Annotated in this window: 13 protein-coding genes; 2 read left to right on the top strand and 11 right to left on the bottom strand. The window is 70.7% G+C overall.

What is annotated here, in order from left to right; translation table 11 throughout:
* Positions 1–59: 59 nt before the first annotated feature.
* From ACTJJZ_RS15065 to ACTJJZ_RS15030, 8 genes are all read right to left on the bottom strand, one after another.
* Complete coding sequence (locus ACTJJZ_RS15065; RefSeq protein WP_440722007.1) at positions 60–1,709, bottom strand: FAD-dependent monooxygenase; 1,650 nt, start codon at positions 1,707–1,709, stop codon at positions 60–62.
* Entirely contained in the window at positions 1,706–2,389 is a 684-nt protein-coding gene (locus tag ACTJJZ_RS15060; protein ID WP_440722006.1) for a 4-carboxy-4-hydroxy-2-oxoadipate aldolase/oxaloacetate decarboxylase, read from the bottom strand. The genes ACTJJZ_RS15065 and ACTJJZ_RS15060 overlap by 4 nt, the downstream gene beginning before the upstream one ends.
* Entirely contained in the window at positions 2,386–3,039 is a 654-nt protein-coding gene (locus ACTJJZ_RS15055) for an RraA family protein (protein WP_440722005.1), read from the bottom strand. Before ACTJJZ_RS15055 ends, ACTJJZ_RS15060 begins: the two co-directional genes overlap by 4 nt.
* 4 nt (positions 3,040–3,043) lie before the next feature.
* Positions 3,044–3,706 carry an RraA family protein gene (locus ACTJJZ_RS15050; protein WP_440722004.1) on the bottom strand — a complete coding sequence of 221 codons (663 nt, stop codon included), beginning with the start codon at positions 3,704–3,706 and terminating at the stop codon, positions 3,044–3,046.
* On the bottom strand, positions 3,703–4,725 hold the full coding sequence (locus ACTJJZ_RS15045; protein WP_440722003.1) for a hypothetical protein: 1,023 nt from the start codon (positions 4,723–4,725) through the stop codon (positions 3,703–3,705). Before ACTJJZ_RS15045 ends, ACTJJZ_RS15050 begins: the two co-directional genes overlap by 4 nt.
* 33 nt (positions 4,726–4,758) lie before the next feature.
* The gene (locus ACTJJZ_RS15040; protein ID WP_440722002.1) at positions 4,759–5,760 is read right to left on the bottom strand and encodes an amidohydrolase family protein; all 1,002 of its coding nucleotides are present in this window, start codon (positions 5,758–5,760) and stop codon (positions 4,759–4,761) included.
* Between the two features lie 262 nt (positions 5,761–6,022).
* Positions 6,023–7,903, bottom strand: coding sequence for an FAD-dependent monooxygenase (locus tag ACTJJZ_RS15035; protein ID WP_440722001.1), 1,881 nt, complete (start codon positions 7,901–7,903; stop codon positions 6,023–6,025).
* A gap of 188 nt (positions 7,904–8,091) precedes the next feature.
* Positions 8,092–9,540 carry an aldehyde dehydrogenase family protein gene (locus ACTJJZ_RS15030; protein WP_440722000.1) on the bottom strand — a complete coding sequence of 483 codons (1,449 nt, stop codon included), beginning with the start codon at positions 9,538–9,540 and terminating at the stop codon, positions 8,092–8,094.
* Between the two features lie 329 nt (positions 9,541–9,869).
* Between ACTJJZ_RS15030 and ACTJJZ_RS15025 the strand changes: the two genes are divergently transcribed.
* On the top strand, positions 9,870–10,124 hold the full coding sequence (locus ACTJJZ_RS15025) for a hypothetical protein (RefSeq protein WP_440721999.1): 255 nt from the start codon (positions 9,870–9,872) through the stop codon (positions 10,122–10,124).
* Positions 10,125–10,481: 357 nt separating this feature from the next.
* Here the strand turns inward: ACTJJZ_RS15025 and ACTJJZ_RS15020 are convergent, their stop codons facing one another.
* Complete coding sequence (locus ACTJJZ_RS15020; protein WP_440721998.1) at positions 10,482–13,007, bottom strand: ATP-dependent Clp protease ATP-binding subunit; 2,526 nt, start codon at positions 13,005–13,007, stop codon at positions 10,482–10,484.
* A gap of 425 nt (positions 13,008–13,432) precedes the next feature.
* Positions 13,433–13,795, bottom strand: coding sequence for a YbjQ family protein (locus tag ACTJJZ_RS15015; RefSeq protein ID WP_440721997.1), 363 nt, complete (start codon positions 13,793–13,795; stop codon positions 13,433–13,435).
* Between the two features lie 112 nt (positions 13,796–13,907).
* On the opposite strand from ACTJJZ_RS15015, the gene ACTJJZ_RS15010 reads away from it, so the two are divergent.
* Positions 13,908–15,161: an LCP family protein gene (locus ACTJJZ_RS15010; RefSeq protein WP_440721996.1), complete on the top strand. Its 1,254-nt coding sequence runs from the start codon at positions 13,908–13,910 to the stop codon at positions 15,159–15,161.
* A 91-nt stretch (positions 15,162–15,252) separates the two neighbouring features.
* Here the strand turns inward: ACTJJZ_RS15010 and ACTJJZ_RS15005 are convergent.
* Positions 15,253–15,633, bottom strand: a 381-nt coding sequence (locus ACTJJZ_RS15005; RefSeq protein WP_440721995.1) for an HNH endonuclease signature motif containing protein, incomplete at its 5' end; no start/stop codon positions are given.

Here is a 15,633-nt window from a genome sequence, read left to right as displayed (position 1 = left end):
GGTCGTTGAGCGAGGACGCCGCAGGCGACCGAGACGAAACGCGCCGACCCCGGGACGACTCAGACGGCGCCGCGCAGCAGCTCCCAGAGCGCGGCGGCCTCGGGGGCGGTCGGCGGGGCGCCGCGCCAGACCACGGTCTGGTCCTGGCGCACGAGGGTGATCGGCCGGTCGTACTCCGCAGGCAGCTCCCCCGCCGCCGTCTCGACCACGGCGAAGGGGATCCCGCGCAGCTCCGCGGCCGCGGCGAGCACGGCGACGGGAGCGCCCGGCGCGCAGACGGCGGTGTAGCCCGGCGACAACCGGTCGTACAGCGACGTGCCGTCGGCGAGCCGGACGTGCGGGGCGCGGCAGCCGGGCACGGTCGACGGCGTGTACGTGCCCATCGTGTAGCCGGGCGCGGTCTCGCCGTCGTAGCGGATGATCGGCGAAGCGTCGTAGCTGTAGCCGTAGTTCAGGCCCGCGGCGGCGAACTGCGGTTCGTTGAGCTCACGCACCGCGGCGCCGAACGTGCGCCGGGCCTCGTCGCCTGCGGGTCCCTCGTCCTCGATCGCGGCGGGCAGCCCGGGCTTGGCGAGCTTCTGCTGGTGTCTCATCGCGAAGTGGGACACCTGCTCGGTGATCGGCCGGCGCTCTGCCTCGTACGCGTCCAGGATCCGCTCGTCCGCCCAGCCGGCGAGCCTCGCGCCCAGCAGCCAGGTGAGGTTCAGCACGTCGGCGATCCCGGCGTTCATCCCGAACCCGGCGAACGGCACCCAGAGGTGGCAGGCGTCGCCCGCGATGAAGACGCGGCCGACGCGGAACCTGTCCGCGAGCAGCCGTCGGGCGACCCAGTCCTCCTTCGAGACCACGTCGTAGGCGAAGTCCTCGTCGACGCCGAGGATCGCACGGATCGCCGCGTCGCGGTCGACGGATCCGGGATCCGCGGCCTCCTCGGGCGAGAGATAGGTGTGCACGAGGAACGTGCCGGTGCCGTCGATCGCGTAGACGTGACCGATCCGGCGCGGGTTGAACGTGTAGTAGCCCCATGCCCGAGGCTCGTCGGCCGACATCAGCGCGTACAGGTGCGGCGCCCGGATGCACGTCGACTGCACGTGCTGCAGCACCGGGTCGCCGCTGAGCTTCGCGCCGATCTGCTTGCGCACCGCCGAGCGGCCGCCGTCGGCGCCGATCAGGTAACGGGCCCGCACGGTGCGCTCATTGCGGCCGTCGAGGTCGCTGATCGTCGCCGTGACGCCCTCGTCGTCCTGCACGAAGGAGTGGAAGCGGGTGCGGTTGAGCAGGGTCACCCCCGGTGCCTCGGCGGCGTGCCGGGCCAGGATCGGCTCGAGGAAGGTCTGGTTGATCCGGTGCGGCGGTTCGGGCGTCGCCCATGAGGTGTCGGGGCCGACCGTCGCGGTGTACCGCTCGCCGCTCGCCGGGATCGGGATGCGGGACAGCTCTGCTCCGGTGAGGGAGGTGCGGAAGGCCACGTCCTGCGGATAGTAGGCCGGCAGGCCCGCGGCGCGCACCTCGGCGGCGATCCCGAGCCGGCGCAGGCTCTCCATCGTGCGTGAGGCGACGTGGTTGCACTTCACGTCCGGCGGCTCGAGGAAGTCGCGCGTCTCGACCACGATCACCGAGACCCCGCGGGAGGACAGGTCCAGCGCGGCGAGCAGGCCGACCGGGCCCGCCCCGATGATGAGGACGTCGGCGTCCGGCGTGCCGGTCATCGTACTCCGTTCGTGTCGGCCGCGCAGCGGATCGGATCCCCGAGGCGGCGGAAATCGTAGAGGTCGAGGGTGAGCTCCCCCGCGCGCAGGCGCGCCATGTAGGCGTCCTCCTTGGCGGCGCGGGCGCGGGACGCGTCGAGGATCCGGTCGACGTCGCCGGAGGGCAGGATCACGACGCCGTCTCGGTCGGCGACGACGAGGTCGCCCGGGTTCACGACGCGGCCGCGCAGGGTGATCGGGATCCCGATGGTCCCTGGCCACTGCTTGACGGTTCCGGGGATCGAGATCGAGGTGCTGAACGCGCCGAAGCCGAGCTGTTGCAGCTGCGCGGTGTCGCGCACGCCGCCGTCGATCACGAGCCCTGCGATGCCGCGGGCCTGCGCCGCCACCGCCATGACCTCGCCCCAGTACCCGAAGGGCGCTCCCCCGCCGTCGACGACGAGCACGTCACCGGGGCCCGCGGCCTCGAGTGCGTGGTGCAGCGCGAGGTTGTCGCCGATCTGCGCCATGACCGGCACCGCTCGGCCCACGACGGTCGCGCCGTCCCAGGCCGGGCGGAAGGCCGGATCCAGGAAGCAGTCCAGCCCGGACGCCTCGTACAGGGTGGCGCTGCCGAGCCGCAGCAGCTCCGCCGGGTCGAGACCGTCGAGCCCCTCCGGGACGGACACGGCCGCGCTCACGCCTCGGCCCGCTGCAGGTCGTGGTAGCCGTAGCGCGCCCTGGCTTCGGCGATCGAGGCGCCGCCGAGCGCCGCGGCGAGGATCGACTCCTCCCGGGCGTGGATCATCTCGGCGATCTCGAGCACCTCGGCCTCGCAGTCCTGCGGGATCGCGACGACGCCGTCCGAGTCGCCGAGCAGGATGTCACCCTGGCGCACCGTGACGCCGCCGATCGTGACCGGGCCGCGCTCCTCGGCGACCTCGACGCGGTCCTTGCCGGTGCGCATGAAGCGCCCGCGGCTGTAGATCGGGTAGCCGATGGAGAGGGCGCGGTGCGTGTCGCGGCAGACGCCGTCGATCACGGTGCCGGAGATGCCGCGGTGGTGCGCGACCGCGGTGAGGATGTCGCCCCACACGGTGCAGTCGACGCGGCCGTCGTTGTCGAGCACGACCACCTGACCGGGCTCGACCTGGTCGATGAAGTCGCCGACCGTGCCGGCGGGCACCTGGGCGCTCACGTAGCGCACCGTGAACGCGCGGCCGATCATGCGCTGCCCGTCGGCGAGCGGCGCGATCCCGAGCAGGCTGCCCGGGCGCCTGAGCTTGTCGAGCGCGTCCGAGACGGTCGCGGTGCCGAGGGCCCGGAAGCGCTCGATGAGAGGATCCGTCATGGCCTCACTCCTCTGCGGTGACGGTCGGGAACTGGGAGTCGTGCATGACCTCGCTCACGTCGCGGCCGGCGCGCACGGCCTCGGCCATCCGCGCCTCCCGCTCGGCGATGCGCCGGGCCAGCCCGACCACGCGCTCGGCCTGGTCGGCGGCGATGAACACGACGCCGTTGACGTCGGCGATCACGTAGTCGTGCGACGCGACCGGGACGCCGGCGACCTGGATCCGCTCGTCCATCGCCTGCTGCACGATCCGGCCGCGCGCGCTGACCGGCACCGCCGTCCGCGCGTACACCGGCAGGCCGAGAGCTGCGCTCTCCTGCACGTCGCGGCAGGCGCCGTCGACGATCACGCCGGCGATCCCGCGCTGCACGGCCGCCTCGGCGAGCAGGCCGCCCCAGCACGACACGTCGACACGGCCGTGGTTGTCGATCACCACGACGTCGTCGCGCTCGGCGACCGCGACGAGCGGCGTCGCGATGTGCGTCGCGGGACCGGCAGCCGCCTTGGGCGCCGCCGTGACGGTGCGCACCCGGCCCGCGAGCACGGCGCCGGATTCCCAGCGCGGCGACAGCGCGGTCACCGCGCCGGGCAGGCCGAGCGTGTCCAGGGCGTCCGACACCGCGCAGCTGTCCAGCTCGCGCAGCGCCGCGACGATCGGATCCGTCATCGAGGTGTCCGCTCCCAGGTGAGGAAGCCCATCGCGTTGCCGGTGCCGGCCTCGGTGCGGTAGCAGGGCTCGTAGTCGACGTTCGTGACCTCGAGGCCCACCTCGTCGGCGATGCCGGCGACCGCGATCCAGTTGCGCAGCTCCGAGGCGCCGGACATCATCTCGTCCGCGGGGACGGACGAGAGGTAGTCGGCGTCGTGGTCCTTCATCGCCTGGATGAATTCGCTGTCGAGCTTCTCGTCGATCACGAAATGGCTGAGTCCGCCCGAGGCGACGACGCCCACGCGCAGGTCGCCGGGGAAGGACCGGATCGCCCGGCCGACCGCGCGGCCGAAGTCGTAGCAGCGCTTGGCGCTCGGCGGGTTCGGCTCCCAGAACGTGTTGATGAAGATCGGCACCATCGGGATCGTGGACTCCTGGCCGAGGAACCGCTGGTAGATGAAGCCGAAGCCGTGCGGGATCGTGTGGTTCACGTAGCGGCCGGCGGGGATGACCTCGGTCGCGCCGGTGTCGAAGTCGTCGGCCTGGGTGGACTGGATGATGTGCTTGCCGAGCGCGCGGTGCGTGGGCCGCATGACCGTGCGATCCGGCACATCGCCCATCGCGGCCTCGGCGAGACCGGGCGCCATCTCGTCCAGCTGCGCCTGGGTGTACGGCACGTGCGCGACCTCGTCGCCCCAGAACACCGAGAACGGCGCGAGCCACTCGTCGCCGTAGGTCTCCTTGTGGTCGCTCGAGATGATCACGAGCACGTCCACGTCCTGCTCCGCGATGAAGCGGGAGAGGGAGTCCATCGACGCCTGGCAGCTGTCCCAGCGGCGCTGCATCACGTCGTGCGTGATCTCGTGCGAGAAGTCCTCGCGCAGGGCCTTGAGCTCGTCGAACGAGTACGTGCCGCCGCGGAACTTCAGTCCCTTGCTGCGGCGGTCGGCGACACCGCGGGTCTCCCAGGCCGCAGGCGGGGCGGCCTTGAGCTGGGGGCCGTGCGAGGTGCCGAATCCGGCGACGATCTCGGTCATGGTGGATCCTTTCTCGGAGTGCGGGGGCGGCCGTCAGAGACGGAAGAGAGCGCGCGCGTTGTTCTCGAGCACGTCGGCGCGACGGTCGTCGTCGAGCCACTCGATGTCGTCGATGAGCAGATGGATGTCGTCGAACCAGCGCCCGGTGGCGGGATCGATCTGGGATCCGGTGCCCGGCTTCTCGGATCCGAACAGCACGCGGTCCGTGCCGACCGCCTTGAGCAGCAATTCGAGGCTCTCCTGCGTGTACAGGCAGGAGTCGAAATGGAAGTTGCGCAGCTTGTCGAGGTACGAGATCCCCGTGCGCACGACCGAGGGCAGGAAGCGGCCCATCTGGTATGGGATGGCCCCGCCGCCGTGGGCGACGACGACCTTGAGGTCAGGAAAGTCGGCGAACACGTTCGCCTGGATCATGCTCCAGACCGAGACGGTCTCCTCCTGGATGAAGTGCAGGCTGTACGGCTCGCGGGACGGGAACATGCAGCCCGCGGAGTGCAGCAGCATCGGCACGGCCAGCTCGCAGAGCGCCTCGTACAGCGGGTACCAGTAGCGCTCCCCCATCGCCGGAGGGACCTCGGTGCCCTCGAAGGGGTCGGAGTTGACCATCGCCCCGACGAAGCCCAGCTCGGTGACCGCGCGGCGCAGTTCCGGGAGCCACTGCTCGACGCTCAGGTAGGGGCTCTGCGGGATCCCCGCGACGCCCTTGAACCGGCCGGGGAACAGCTCGGTCGCGCGGTGGATGAGGTTGTTGGTCTCGGCCGTGAACCACTCGACGATCTTCGTCGGACGCTCCGAGTGCATCGCGTGGAACGGACGCGGTGAGAGCAGCTGCAGGTCGATCCCCGCGCCGTCGATGTGGTCGAGGTGCGAGATGTTGCCGAAGCTCGGGTGCGGCGCGTTGTACGAGGCGATGAGGGCGTCGTCGCTGATCACGGGCGGCTTGCCGCCGTGGGATCCGCGGGCGGCGAGCAGCGAGGCCTTCCACGCGTAGTACGCGTCCGGGGCGGACATGTGGCCGTGCACGTCGATGATCACGGGTGCTCCTTCTGAGTCTTCTGCGGTCCGGAGGGCCGGGGCTTCGTCGCTGCCTCGACGCTATGAGAGCCCGCACCGAGGCGGATCGGCGGTCTGCGGGAATCTCGCCGCGACCGATCCGACACGGTGTCGGATCGCCCGCACCGCATCCGAATCACCCGCGCAACGACTGATCCCTGACCCGCAACTCCGGTCCCTGAGCCTGTCGAAGGGACGCACCCGAACGACGGCGCTTCGGCCCGTGGCCGCGGCACGAGCAGGCTCACTGCACGAGCACGCTCGCGGCCGCGCGGATGCGCTTGAGGAACGGCTCGGCCGGGTCCTCGGCGGGCGCGTCGCCGCCGCGGAGGATCACGGCGAGGGCGTCGTCGAGCGCCAGGGACGGGTCCGCGGGCATCTCGGCCGCGCGCCACGCCACCTTGCGGTCGGGGCGGACGAGCAGCGCCCCGTCGTCGCCGATCTCGCGCGCGGCACGCCAGCCCGCGTCGGCGTCGTCGACCGCGACGACCGTGACCGGCAGGGCGCCGCCGATGAGGTCGATCGCCTCCTGCCAGCGCGGGGCAGCGGAGGCCGAGGTGAGCAGGGTCAGCCCCACCCGCGCGACGAGGTCGTGCGAGGAGAGTGCGGCGCCGCTGTCGGCGGTGCGGCCCTGGAGCCAGACGTGCGGAAGGTGGTGTCCCGGACGCGATGTGGCCTGGAAGTCCGTCGGATCCGTCGGGTCACCCGGCACCGGTGTACCGTCGGGCACCAGCGCCCCCGCCCCATAGTGGAATCCGGCCTCGACGCCCAGCTGGCTGTAGTCGTGCGCGTTGTGCGCGACCTCCGTCGCGACGCGGGCGCGCATCGCCTCCCCCTCCGGGGTGTCGCTCACGAACACCTCGAGGTTGCGGAAGCCCTCCTCCTCGTCCTCGCTGAAGCCGAGCGCCGCGGCGATCGGGGGGTGCCGGTTCGCGTTCTCCAGGGAGTGCGCCGTGTACCAGGCCACGATCGGACGGCGCTCGGCCTGGTAGCTGTCCAGCAGCGCATCCGGCGCCTGGCCGTCGAGCACGGCGGCCAGCTTCCAGCAGAGGTTCTGCGCGTCCTGGATGCCGCTGTTCAGTCCGAGACCGCCGGTCGGCGGGTGCTTGTGGGCGGCGTCACCCGCGAGGAAGACCCGACCGGCGCGGAAACGCTTGGCGACCAGTCCGTTGTAGGTCCACCGGGTCATCGAGTGCATGGTGATCGCGTGGTCTTCGCCGAGGCCGAGCATGCGGCGGATCGAATCGAACAGTGCGGCCTCGTCGTCCGGGGCCCCCTCGACCATCCAGCCGGCGACCGAGACGAGCCACTCCTCGGAATCGCGGTTGTAGTGGTTGGGACCGAGCGCCTGGATCGTGCCGCGCCGCCGCGCGCCGCCCGCCGGGTGCAGGAAATGCCCGAGCAGGGCGTCCGGCTCCGACCAGGCGGACAGGTCGAGGCTGACGTGGTAGTTCACCACCTCCCGAATATCCCGGGGACCCTCCAGCTCGACGCCGAGCAGGGCAGCGCTGTCGCGTCCGCCGTCGGCGGCGATCACGTACCGCGCACGCACCTCGCGGACCTCGTCCGTGATGACGTCGCGAACCACGACCGTCGCCGCCTCCGCGTCCTGCCGGATGTCGATGACCTCCTGCTTCGCGCGGATCCGGCCCGGCGCAGCGACGACCGCATGCCGGTGGATGAGCGGGTCGAGCCGCAGCTGCGGCATGTTCGCGAAGGCACGAGGGCTCGAGGCCCGGTACCGCTCGGCGTCGGGCCCGCCGCCCCACGCCGGGACCTCGCCGATCTTGAGCCCGTCGAACCGCCCCGGCCCTGTCGCGGTCGTGTACCAGACCGCCTTGCGCCAGCGATCGTGGGTCGGGGTCGCGGCGTAGATGTCCTCCGCGACGCCCATGTCGTGGAACGCCTCCATCGTGCGCGGGTTGAGCAGGTGCGCACGGGGAAACCGGAACACGAAGTCGCGGCGCTCGAGGAGCAGCACGTCGATCCCGCGCTGGGCGAGCAGGATCGCGCAGCTCATGCCGACCGGTCCGCCGCCCATGACGACGACCTCGACGGCCTCGGGCCACTCGTCCTCACCGAACGGCGGCAGCGGCTCCCGGGTGCTCTTCACGGATGCGGTCACGGATTCCTCCTCGAATGCGGGAATCCCAGGCTAGGGAGGCGCCGGAACGCGACGATACGTGCCGTGAGCGCGAAACTCGGCCGCCGATTCCGACACGATGTCGCATCCCTCAGCGCCGCGGAGACGACGAAGGAGGACGTGCCGTCCCCCTCGGAGCAGCACGCTCCCTTCCGCCCGCGGGCCGGCCCTCAGCCCGAGATCGTGGGGACGGTCACCCACTGCCAGTAGGTGAACTCGTCCAGGTTCCAATGGCCGCCGTGGCGACCTCCGTTGCCGGACGCACCGATGCCGCCCATCGGGATGTGCGCGGCGTCGTAGATCGTCTGCCCGTTGACGGCCACCATGCCGGCCCTGAGCCGTGCGGCGAAGCCGAGCGCTCGCGCCACGTCGCGCGTGTGGATCGCGGCCGTGAGGCCGTAGTCGCTCGCGTTCGCCAGTGCGAGCGCCTCCTCCTCGGTGCGGAACCGGGTGACAGGGGCGACGGGGCCGAAGATCTCCGAGCGGAAGGCGGCATTGCCCTCGTCGACGCCGTCCAGCACGGTCGGCTCGTAGAAGAGCCCGTCATAGGCGCCGCCGTGCACGACGCGTGCGCCGTCCGCGACCGCGGCCTGCACGATGCCGTGCACGCGCTCGGTCTGCGCGGCGGTGATGAGCGGGCCCAGCGTCGTGCCGGGGGCGAGCGGATCCCCTGGCACCAGGGCCGCGGCGGCGGCGCGCAGGCGCTCGACGTACTCGTCGGCGATGCTCTCGTGCACGAGGTGGCGTCCGGTGGCCATGCAGATCTGGCCCTGATGCCGGAAGGTTCCGGCGACGCCCGCGGCGACCGCCTGATCCAGATCGGCATCGGCCATCACGACGAAGGCGTTGTTGCCCCCGAGCTCGAGCACCACGCGCTTGAGCAGTCCGCCCGCGACCTCGCCGACCCGGCGGCCCGCGGCGGACGAGCCGGTGAAGGAGATCACGTCCGTGTGCGGCGAGCGCACCACGGCCTCGCCCGTCGCGGGGCCGCCCGGGAGCACGTGCAGCACGCCGTCCGGGAGCCCGGCGCGGCGGAACACCTCTGCGATCGCGGCGCCTCCCGAGAACGCCGTCTTGACGTCGGGTTTGAGCAGCACGGCGTTGCCGAGCGCGATCGCCGGCGCGACCGAGCGGATCGCGAGCATGAGCGGGGCGTTCCAGGGCGAGATCACGCCGACGACGCCGACGGGTATCCGCCGCGCCATCCCGATCGTGCCCGGATCCTCGACGGGCAGCAGGTCGCCCTGCGACATCGTCACAAGGCCCGCCGCGGCCACGAGCTCGTCGATCGCCTTGCCGACTTCGTGGCGGGCCTTGCTGGGCAGGGATCCGCTCTCCCGGATCAGGACGAGCTCGACGTCCGTGCGGATCTCGCGCAGCGCCGCGGCCGCGGCCATGAGCACGTCGGATCTGGTGCGGTACGACGTGCGTCCCCAGGCGGTCTGCGCCGCGACGGCGCTCGCGCCCGCGCGCTCGACGTCCGACTCGTCCGCGAGTCCGGCGTGGGCCACGATGCCGCCGTCGCCGGGCGACACGATCGACTGGACTCCGCCAGCCCCTGCGCGCCACCCGTTCGAGAAGATCAGCCCGTCGATGTCCTCGATGTGCCACCGTGCCATCGCCGTCTCCGTCCTCCTCGTCGAGTGCTGCCAGGGCGATGCTATTCGACGTCCGCGTCCGGTCTCCCGGTCGCGGCGGCGCAAGGCGGGGCGCTCGCTTCAGACACCGTGTCGTGGGGCGCGGAGCCGGTGCGCGAGCGTTGAAGTATGCATGCGAGAGCAGGATCTGCTAGGCTCGGAGATTCCGCGCCTGGACTGCCGACGTCTCTTCGGCACCGCGCGAACCCCTCGGCCGGAGCACATGCCCGCGAACCGCATCGACGCGTGTCCGCGCGCCCGGCGAGATCCTCCCGGCGGCCGACCCCGCCCTCGAACATCTGAGCATCATCATGAACATCACCTGGAAACAGGCCGACCGCGACGTGTACGTGGCGACCCGGGACGGCGAGTACGCCGGCTTCGTGGCCGTCGACGGCTCGTCCCACGTCCTGCACGATCGACACAGCCGCCGTCTCGGCAGCTACCCGTCCCTCTCCGCCGCGCGCAGTGCGCTGGAGTCCTTCGGTGCGCCCGCGGCGGCACCGCGTCGCGGTCGCCGTACCGTGCGCAGCCCGCGGCGTCCGTCCACCGCGCGGAGCCGCTGAGCACCGGCAAGACGACGCCTCCACCCCTCGACAAGATGGATTTCGGCGCCCCTGCGCCCCTGGCGGCGACGTTTTCCATCTCCGGGACCCGACGCCGGGCCTCGCGAGATGGATTTTGCCGCCCCGGCACCCCTGCGAGCGACGTTTTCCATCTCCGGGACCCGACCCGCGGTCTCACGGGATGGATTTCGGCGCCCCGGCGCCCCCGCGAGCGACGTTTTCCATCTCCGGGACCCGACCCGCGCCCTCACGGGACGGATCCCGTCGCCCCGGCGCGCTGATCCTGACCCGCATGCGCGGAACACGCGAAGGGGCGAGTGCCGAAGCACTCGCCCCTCTCGTGGGATGCGGATCCGATCAGGCCCCTGCCGCCAGGTCCGGCGTGGTGGGGATGGTCGCGGCGGTGTTCACGCCGACGGAGACCTTCTCGCCGCGCGGCCCGGTGGTGAAGATGAACTTCCCGTCCTGCGCGTCCACGTGCACGTGGTCGCCGGGGTTGAGCTCGCCGTGCAGGATCTTCTCCGACAGCTGGTCCTCGACCTCGCGCTGCATCGCCCGGCGCAGCGGCCGTGCGCCCAGTGTCGGGTCGAAGCCGATGTCGATCAGCCGGTCCTTGGCCTCGTCCGTCAGCTCCACCGTCATGTCGCGGTCGAGCAGGCGGTCGGACAGGCGCTTCACGAACAGGCCGACGATCTGGCGCAGCTCGTCCTTGTTCAGCTGCGGGAAGACGATGACGTCGTCCAGACGGTTCAGGAACTCGGGCTTGAAGTTGCGCTTGAGCTCCTCGTCGACCTTGCCCTTCATCCGCTCGTAGGTGCTCTGCGCGTTGCCCTCGATCTGGAAGCCGACCGGCCCGCCCGCGATCGCCGACGAACCGAGGTTCGTCGTCATGATGATCACGGTGTTCTTGAAGTCGATCACGCGGCCCTGGCCGTCGGTGAGGCGGCCCTCCTCGAGGATCTGCAGCAGCGAGTTGAAGATGTCCGGGTGGGCCTTCTCGATCTCGTCGAAGAGCACGACGGAGAACGGCTTGCGGCGCACCTTCTCGGTGAGCTGTCCGCCCTCCTCGAAGCCGACGAATCCCGGAGGTGCTCCGAACAGCCGCGACACGGTGTGCTTCTCGCCGAACTCGCTCATGTCGAGCGAGATCAGGGCGCCCTCGTCGTCGAACAGGAACTCGGCGAGCGCCTTGGCCAGCTCGGTCTTTCCGACGCCCGTGGGGCCGGCGAAGATGAACGATCCCGAGGGGCGCTTCGGATCCTTGAGCCCGGCACGCTGACGGCGGATCGTCTTGGACAGGGCGGCGATCGCCTCCTCCTGGCCGACGACGCGCTGGTGCAGCGCCTTCTCCATGAAGACGAGGCGGCTGGACTCCTCTTCGGTGAGCTTGAACACCGGGATGCCCGTGGCCTGCGCCAGGACCTCGGCGATCAGGCCCTCGTCGACGATCGCGCTGGTGGCGACGTCGCCGCTGCGCCACTGCTTCTCCAGGCGCAGCCGCTCGGCGAGCAGCTCCTTCTCCTGGTCGCGCAGCGAGGCGGCCTTCTCGAAGTCCTGCTCCTCGGACGCGAACTCCTTCTCCTCGCGGACCTTGGCGATCTTCTCGTCGAACTCGCGCAGCTCCGGCGGGGAGGACAGGATCGACAGGCGCAGGCGGGCGCCGGCCTCGTCGATCAGGTCGATGGCCTTGTCCGGAAGGAACCGGTCGGCGACGTAGCGATCCGCGAGGTTCGCCGCGGCCACCAGGGCGCCGTCGGTGATCTGCACCTTGTGGTGCGCCTCGTAACGGTCGCGCAGCCCCTTCAGGATGTTGATCGTGTGCGGGAGGGTGGGCTCCTGCACCTGGATCGGCTGGAACCGGCGCTCGAGCGCGGCGTCCTTCTCGAAGTGCTTGCGGTACTCGTCGAGCGTGGTCGCGCCGATCGTCTGCAGCTCGCCGCGGGCGAGCAGCGGCTTCAGGATCGAGGCCGCGTCGATCGCGCCCTCCGCGGCGCCCGCACCGACCAGGGTGTGGATCTCGTCGATGAAGACGATGATGTCACCGCGGGTGCGGATCTCCTTGGTGACCTTCTTCAGGCGCTCCTCGAAGTCTCCGCGGTAGCGGGATCCGGCGATGAGCGAGCCGAGGTCGAGCGAGTAGAGCTGCTTGTCCTTCAGCGTCTCGGGGACGTCGCCCTTCACGATCGCCTGGGCCAGGCCCTCGACGACGGCGGTCTTGCCGACGCCGGGCTCGCCGATCAGCACCGGGTTGTTCTTGGAGCGGCGGGAGAGGATCTGCATGACCCGCTCGATCTCCTTCTCGCGCCCGATCACCGGGTCGAGCTTGCCGTCGCGCGCGGCCTGGGTGAGGTTGCGGCCGAACTGGTCGAGCACCTGTGAACCGCCCTGGGCCGCCTGCTGGTTGCCGTCGTGCGCGGCGCCGGAGACCGCGGCGGGCTCGCGCCCCGGCGATCCCGACAGCATCTGGATGACCTGCTGTCGCACCTTGTTCAGGTCTGCGCCGAGCTTGACGAGGACCTGGGCGGCGACGCCCTCGCCCTCGCGGATGAGGCCGAGGAGGATGTGCTCCGTGCCGATGTAGTTGTGGCCGAGCTGCAGCGCTTCGCGCAGGCTCAGCTCGAGGACCTTCTTGGCCCGCGGGGTGAAGGGGATGTGGCCGGTCGGCTGCTGCTGCCCCTGGCCGATGATGTCCTGCACCTGCTCACGGACGGCGTCGAGCGAGATGCCCAACGACTCGAGCGCCTTCGCCGCGGCTCCCTCGCCCTCGTGGATGAGGCCGAGGAGGATGTGCTCCGTGCCGATGTAGTTGTGGTTCAGCATCTTCGCCTCCTCTTGGGCGAGGACGACGACACGACGGGCTCGGTCGGTGAATCTCTCGAACATGTCACTCCTTGTTCGTCTGCCCTCTTCGGGGCGAAGCCCGTGGCGGCGATGGCACCGCCGGGCGATGGCACTGTTCGTGCCCGGTACATCGAGAGTAACCACCGGGCGAGAGGCGCATGCCCGTGTTCGCCGTCGGCATAGCTGTGCGACGAAGCTTGACGTCGCGGGCCCAGGACGTCTCGAATGCGCGGCGCGGGATCCGGTTCCCGAGCCGGGCCCGGTCACCTCGCTCAAGTCGCGGGCGGGGCCTTTCGGGCCCGGCGAACGGGCGACGGCATCGACGCGCACCGCCGCCTGCCGGCATCACGATCCGATCGCCCGGCCCGCATCTCCGGCGGCGCGCTCGCCGCCCTGCGAGGTCGGCGAGCTGCTGGTGCTCGCACGGCAGGCTTGACGAGCGATCGGGCGCGGTGCCGAAGCTCGGGTCAGGCGGTGGGCGGCGCGGGCTGGGCCGGGGCCTGCGCGTATCCGGCGATCGGCTCGATCACCACGGCGGTGCCGTATGCGCACACCTCGGTGAAGCTGCCGAGCGCACCGGTGTCGAACCGCATGGCGATGACGGCGTTCGCGCCGCGCTGGGTCGCCTCGGCCCAGAGCCGGTTCATCACCTCGTACCGCGACTCGTACATCACCTGGGTGTACTCCGGGATCTCACCGCCGCCGATCGCGCGGAATCCCGCGGTGAAGCCCTGCCCGAAATTCATCGAGCGGACGGTGAGGCCCATGACCTCGCCGAGCACCTGCGTCACCCGGTAACCGGGAACGTCGTTCGTCGTCACCATGAACATGCGCTCATCGTCGCATGCCTGCGGATCCGGCGCACGCGCCTCTCCCGGAATTCGCACAGGTGGGTGTCTCAAGATCGACCAGTTGCCCGCCCGACGACAGGAACGGTCCCGGATGATGACGCTGAGCCCCGAGCAGGCGGCCCGCCGCCGCATGTATCGACGCCGTCGCTGGACCGTGGGCATCATCGCCGTGGTCATCGTCGCCCTGATCGCGGCGGCCGCGTTCATCGTGACGACCTACGTCGACGCGAACACCGGGATCCACCGCTCCTCGATCGGCGGCAACGGCCCTGCTCAGAACACGGGCGAGTCCAACATCCTGATCATGGGGCTCGACAGCCGGGTGGACGAGAACGGCAAGCCGTTCCCGCAGGCGATCTACGACCAGATCCACGCGGAGGACGCGTCCGTCGGCGGCTACAACACCAACGTGCTCATGCTGATCCACATCCCCGCGAACGGCGGCAAGGCCGTCGGGATCTCGATCCCCCGCGACGACTACGTGGACTTCCCCGACTCCCCTGACGGAGTCGACAAGGGCAAGATCAAGGAAGCCTACGGCGACGCCATGGACGCCTCGATGAGGAAGCTGGCCGACAAGGGCGTGACCGGCGACGACGCGTATCAGCAGTCGCGGACGGCGGCCCGGCAGAGCACGATCAAGACGGTGTCCGCGTTCCTCGGTGGGGTCAGGATCGACCATTTCGTCGAGGTGACGATGGCCGCGTTCTACGAGGTGGCACAGGCCGTGCAGCCTGTGACGGTGTGCCTGAACCACGCCACGGCCGACACGTTCTCGGGTGCGGACTTCCCCGCCGGCGTGCAGCAGCTGAACGCCGCGCAGGCGATGGCGTTCGTGCGGCAGCGCCGCGACACCACCTCGAGCGACTTCGACATGACCGACCTGGATCGCACCCGTCGTCAGCAGGCGTTCATGGTCTCGCTGGCGGTGAAGCTCAAGCAGGCGTCGACGTTCACCGACTTCGGCAAGCTGCAGAAGCTCATCGACGTGGCGAAGAAGGACGTCGCCCTCGACGACAAGCTGGATCTGCTGTCGTTCGCCCAGCAGGCCCAGAGCCTGGCCGGCGGCAACATCTCGTTCGTGACGCTGCCGATCGACCACTACGACACCGTCGACGGGCAGGACGTGAACATCGTCGACGTGGATGCGATCCGCGCGCAGGTGAAGGACCTGCTGAACCCGCCGACGCCGACCGCGGCGCCTTCCGCCTCTCCGTCGTCGTCTTCCGGATCCGGATCCGGGTCGCCTGGCCCCTCGGGGTCCGGTTCGACCCCGGCGCCCCACCCGGTCTACACGGACTCGTCGTCCCCGCTGCAGTCGGGGAACGTGCCCTGCGTGAACTGAGCCCGTCCGGCCCACGCCCCGGATCCCCGAGACGAATCGGCGCATCTGCGCACTCCGTCCGGCCTGGCCGGGGTTCCCTTCGCGGGTTCGGTCAGGCGGCGGGGCGAAATCGTTTGGGTGGTGGATCCACGTCGCCCCAGAGGTAGCGGAGCGGCAACCGTCGGGTGAGGATCGTCGCCGATCCATCGGTGCCGTGCAGGACGAAGTCGCCCTTCCCGTCGCGGGTGATCCGCCATCCACCGTGGTGCAGCTCCATATGGTGGAACCGGCACAGCAGAATCCCCCGGTCGATGTCGGTGCGGCCCTGGTCGCGGTGCCATTCATCGATGTGATGCGCTTCGCAGTACGACGCCGGACGGTCGCACCGGGGCCACCGGCAACCGGCGTCGCGCACCGCGAGCCCGATCCGCTGCTTCGGCGTGAACAGCCGTTCCTCACGCCCGACGTCGAGCGGGTTGCCGCACGAGTCGAC

This window comes from Microbacterium sp. 22242 (assembly GCF_052045495.1).
Lineage (GTDB): Bacteria > Actinomycetota > Actinomycetes > Actinomycetales > Microbacteriaceae > Microbacterium.
This window is presented reverse-complemented; position numbering and strand designations above follow the sequence as displayed.

What these genes read in the sequence shown, in the direction of transcription:
- ACTJJZ_RS15065 (WP_440722007.1), bottom strand. Translation starts at nt 1,709, where the DNA reads ATGACCGGCACGCCGGACGCCGACGTCCTCATCATCGGGGCGGGCCCG.
- ACTJJZ_RS15055 (WP_440722005.1), bottom strand. Translation starts at nt 3,039, where the DNA reads ATGACGGATCCTCTCATCGAGCGCTTCCGGGCCCTCGGCACCGCGACC.
- ACTJJZ_RS15050 (WP_440722004.1), bottom strand. Translation starts at nt 3,706, where the DNA reads ATGACGGATCCGATCGTCGCGGCGCTGCGCGAGCTGGACAGCTGCGCG.
- ACTJJZ_RS15045 (WP_440722003.1), bottom strand. Translation starts at nt 4,725, where the DNA reads ATGACCGAGATCGTCGCCGGATTCGGCACCTCGCACGGCCCCCAGCTC.
- ACTJJZ_RS15030 (WP_440722000.1), bottom strand. Translation starts at nt 9,540, where the DNA reads ATGGCACGGTGGCACATCGAGGACATCGACGGGCTGATCTTCTCGAAC.
- ACTJJZ_RS15025 (WP_440721999.1), top strand. Translation starts at nt 9,870, where the DNA reads ATGAACATCACCTGGAAACAGGCCGACCGCGACGTGTACGTGGCGACC.
- ACTJJZ_RS15020 (WP_440721998.1), bottom strand. Translation starts at nt 13,007, where the DNA reads ATGTTCGAGAGATTCACCGACCGAGCCCGTCGTGTCGTCGTCCTCGCC.
- ACTJJZ_RS15015 (WP_440721997.1), bottom strand. Translation starts at nt 13,795, where the DNA reads ATGTTCATGGTGACGACGAACGACGTTCCCGGTTACCGGGTGACGCAG.
- ACTJJZ_RS15010 (WP_440721996.1), top strand. Translation starts at nt 13,908, where the DNA reads ATGATGACGCTGAGCCCCGAGCAGGCGGCCCGCCGCCGCATGTATCGA.